General features: G+C 74.5%; 3 protein-coding genes and 1 pseudogene. All 4 read right to left on the minus strand.

The annotated features are described in order from the left end of the window. The coding region (locus tag IH13_RS0129280) for an ATP-grasp domain-containing protein (RefSeq protein WP_037842750.1) at positions 1-953 on the minus strand (953 nt) is incomplete at its 3' end. A 141-nt stretch (positions 954-1,094) separates the two neighbouring features. Next, positions 1,095-2,480: a condensation domain-containing protein gene (locus IH13_RS0129285; protein WP_158791379.1), complete on the minus strand. Its 1,386-nt coding sequence runs from the start codon at positions 2,478-2,480 to the stop codon at positions 1,095-1,097. Then, on the minus strand, positions 2,477-3,730 hold the full coding sequence (locus tag IH13_RS0129290) for an ATP-grasp domain-containing protein (RefSeq protein WP_158791381.1): 1,254 nt from the start codon (positions 3,728-3,730) through the stop codon (positions 2,477-2,479). The genes IH13_RS0129285 and IH13_RS0129290 overlap by 4 nt, the downstream gene beginning before the upstream one ends. Positions 3,731-3,788: 58 nt before the next feature. Then, positions 3,789-4,036: pseudogene (locus IH13_RS44105) on the minus strand (MFS transporter); the annotation flags it as partial.

Genomic DNA, 4,036 nt, shown 5'->3' on the forward strand with positions numbered 1-4,036 from the left:
GCCGGGAGCTCGCCGAGGGCGAGCCGCAGGCAGGCCGCGAAGACGTCGAACCCGTGGGCGCGTGCGACGAGTTCCAGGATGTGGTCGCCCGGCGTGCGGACCGCCACCTCCATGATCAGCAGGTCGTCGTCCGCGCGGGCCCTGAACTCCAGGTGCACGACCCCCGTGGCGAGGTGGAGCGCCGCCACCACCCCCTCGCACAGGGCGTCCGCGGCCTTGCGCAGCAGCGGCCGGCCGGCGCCGTGACCGGCCTCGTGGTGCAGCTCGACGAAGTGAGGGGGGCCGGTGGTCTCCTTGCGGGTGAGGTTGGTGAACAGGACACGGCCCCGGTGCACCAGTGCTTCCACGCTGTACTCGGGGCCCTCGACGTACTCCTCCACCAGGAGGGGGCCCTCCAGGTCGCGCCGGGCCACGGCGTCGTCCCACTCACCGGCGCTCACGATCCGCTCCACGCCCTGGCTGCCCTGGAGCGACACCGGCTTCACCACGACGGGGAGGCGCTCCAGCGCCCATTCGCGCTGGGCCGAGAGCCGGGTGGTGTGCCGATGACCGGGCTGGGGCAGGCCCGCGCGCGCGAACTCGGCGCGCTGCAGGGCCTTGTTGCGGGAGACGACCGCCGCGTCGAGTCCCGGGCCCGGCAGGCCGAGGCGGTGCTGGACGACGGCCGTGGCCAGGACGTGCGCCTCCGCGAAGCCCCACACGGCGTCCGGGGCAAGCCGTCCGGCCAGGGCCGTCGCCGGTGCCAGCCAGCTCTCGTCACGTACCGCGTCGGCCTCGTCCACCGGCTCGAAGTCGACGATGCAGGGGAATCGCGCGGTGAGCGCGGCGTACCGGGTGGGCGTCTCGACGACCCCCACCCGCAGCCCCAGCTCCCCCGCCGCGCGGAGGTATCCCTCGGCCATGACTCCGGCGCCGATCAGGACGACGGTTCGCTGCTGTCGGTCTGCTGCCATGTGCGGTTCTTCCTGACTGGTGTGGGGCGGGCTGTGGGTGACGGTCCGTCTCCCGGCCGACCGGGATCAGGGATTCGAAGGGGCCGGGCGGGCCGGGGGGCCGGACGGGACAGGGAGCCGGGCAGGGCACGGCCCGGCCCGTCAGGACGGCTCGTACGCGTCCGGCCCGGCCGCCGCCTCCGAGCACAGCAGGTGCTCCAGGTCGGCCAGCCGGTGCTCGGCCCGTCCGGGCGGGTGCACCGCCGTGTCCACCTGGAGGACGAGCCGGAGGCCCGTCTCGTCGGCGTCGACGCTGAGGTAGTGGCCGGACCGCCACAGGAGGTCGCTGTCCACCCACTCCGAGCGGGCGTCCGCCGCGGCCCGGGCCAGCTCGGCCGCGTCCGTCTCCCGCACCGGCAGAGTGGTGGCTCTGGGGCGGTAATTGAGCGTGGGGGTGATGTCGAGGTGTACGCCCCGTTCCGCCTGCACCGCCGCGTGCAGCTCGGCGAGGTGGTCCGGCGGGCAGGGCCCGGCCCTGAAGGCCCGCAGGGAGGCCGTCGCCGTCCTTCGTACCGCCTCGGCGAAGGACGCCCCTGTCAGGTCCACCCCGCAGGGCACCGGCTGGGAGTAGGGCAGCACGGCGTCGACGGTTTCGGGGCGCAGCCGGTTCGCCGAGACGAGCTGGACGAAGCCGTGGTGCGCGCCGGTCTCGGCGGCGCCCACCCACATCATCGCGGCGGCGAGGACCGACGCCGGGCTCTGCCCCGTGCGGGCGGCCACCGCTCCGACCGCGAGGTCGAGCGCCGCCGACCGGCGCCGCAGGAAGCGGAACCGTTCGCCGGTCACCGCACGGGGCGGTGTCCGCGGCGTGGCCGGCATGCGCCGCATCACGTCCCCCGCGTGCCGCAGCGCGCGCTCCGCCGCCCGCTGCCCGGCGGGGGACGCCTCGGCCTCGGCCTGCTGGCGCGGCTGGAGGCCGGGGGTGGAGGAGTGCGGCGCGGTGCGCGCCACCGGGTCGGCCGCCGCGCAGGAGGCGACCAGGTGCGCGCTGACGGGCAGCAGTGCGTAGCCGTCCACCGCGACGTGGCTGAACACCATGGCCAGGAAACGCGGCCTGCCGCCCTCGGTGACCACGGCGGCACGCACCGGCCACTCCTCGACGACGTCGAAGGGCCGCGCGGCGAGCCCGGTGAGCACCGCCTCGGCGCCGTCCGGCGGCAGGTCGTGGACGGGGACCCGGAGGGTTCCGGCGGCATGCACCCGCTGGTGCGCCACCCGGGCGCGCACCACACGGCTGCGCAGGGACTCGAAGCGCTCCATCAGTCCCCGGAGCGCCTCGGCGACGTCGTCCTCGCCCACGCCGGGCCGCAGGGGGTAGAGGCGGGGGACGGTCAGGCCGCGGCCGTGCGGCCGGGCCGCGTCCAGCTCGGCCAGGTAGTACCGCTGGCTCCAGGTGAGCGGAGCGTCCTGCCCCTCCCCCGCGGCGAAGGACACGGTGAGGGCCGGGCCCTCCGCCGTCGTGGTGCGCTCCCCGTACCCGACCGTCATGAGCCGGCCGGGGACCACGTGAAGACGAGCCTGTCGCCCGCCGCCCGGGCCCGGCCGAGCGCTTCGTCGCGGTCGGCCCCCTCCGCGATGATCCAGGCCGCGCGGTCCCGGTTGGAGCCGTTGGCCTCGTACGTGATCCCGGCCTGGACGCCCGGGCGCAGGTGCACCTCGTGGACGCCCTCCAGGGCCTGGGCCTCGGCGACGCCGTCGATGGCGTCGATGCGGCCGCTCGCCTCCAGCATCAGGAAGTGGATCGCGGCGGTGCGGTCGCAGGCCAGGGTCAGGTCCGGTGTGCCGCCGAGCAGCGCGGTCATGTGGAGGCGGCACATGTCGACGCCGCTGGCGATCCGGACGGCCTCGGGTATGCGGTCGCCCGCGATGCGGCCGTTCACCTCGATGACCCGTGCGTCGGTCCCGTCCGCGGTGAGCTTCAGTTCGACATGGGCGGGGCCCCAGGTGACACCGATCGCCTTGACGGCCGACTCGGCCTTGTCCAGGAGGAGCTGTTCCTGCTCCGCCGGCAGGCGGGCGGGGAAGATGTGCCCCATCTCCAGGAACAGCGGGGGCTCGCTGCCGATCTTCTCGGTGAGGCCGAGGACCTTGCCGTGGACGATCTCCGCGGAGTACTCGGTGCCCAGGACGCATTCCTCGACGATGACCTTCGCGGCCACGCTGTGGCCCAGGTAGGCACCGATGCCCCTCACCTCCTCGGTGATCGCCGCGACGTCCTCGGCCGTCTCGCAGCGGCGGACGAAGAGGCTTCCGGTGAGGTCGAGCGGTTTGACGACCACCGGGAAGCCGATGGTCCGCGCGGCCTCCACGGCCTCCTCGGGGGACTCGGCGACCTGGAACAGCGGGTTCAGTCCCGGGGTTTCGGCCATGGCCTCGCGCATGGCCGCCTTGGAGCGGCAGATGGCGACGGCCTCCGGGTCGGGACCGGCGAGCCCGAGCCGGGCCGCGACCCGTGCGCCCAGGTCGCAGTAGTACTCGTACACCGAGGTCACTCCGACCAGCTCGCCCTGCGTCTCCAGCTCCCGGCAGAACGCGACGACGGCGTCGGCGGAGTCCACGTCGCAGGCGCGGATCTCGACACCGAGCTCGGCGTAGTCGTGCAGCAGCGAGGGGTGCAGGGCCGCCGGATCGGCGGCGATGATGACCGGTGTGACACCGCGCTCCAGAAGGAAGCGGGCGCAGTCCTGGCCCGCGCCGGTCCACGGCGAGTCGATGAACACCACGAAACGGGAAGACACCTATAGCTCCATTCCGCCGGCTTTGCCCACCGGCTGTACTGACTGGGTTGACAGGGGGTCACTTGCCCGAGGGGGCGGCGTCGGCGGGCCGGGTCTCCTGCGGCGCCGGGAGGTCGCGCATGGTGCGCAACCGGGAGCAGAGCAGCCACAGGACGCCCGAGCTCATGCCCGCCGCTGCCACGAACAGCGCGCCGCGGACGCCCAGCCACTCCCCGAGCGTCCCGCCGACGACCGAGCCGACCGGCAGGATGCCCCACACCAGGAAGCGGACGCTCGCGTTCATCCTGCCGAGCAGGTCCGGCGGGC

The sequence above is a fragment of the Streptomyces sp. NRRL WC-3549 genome (assembly GCF_000721935.1).
In the GTDB taxonomy this organism is placed as follows: domain Bacteria; phylum Actinomycetota; class Actinomycetes; order Streptomycetales; family Streptomycetaceae; genus Streptomyces.

Coding starts and splice junctions, on each gene's coding strand:
- IH13_RS0129285 (WP_158791379.1), bottom strand. CDS start 2,480: ATGACGGTCGGGTACGGGGAGCGCACCACGACGGCGGAGGGCCCGGCC.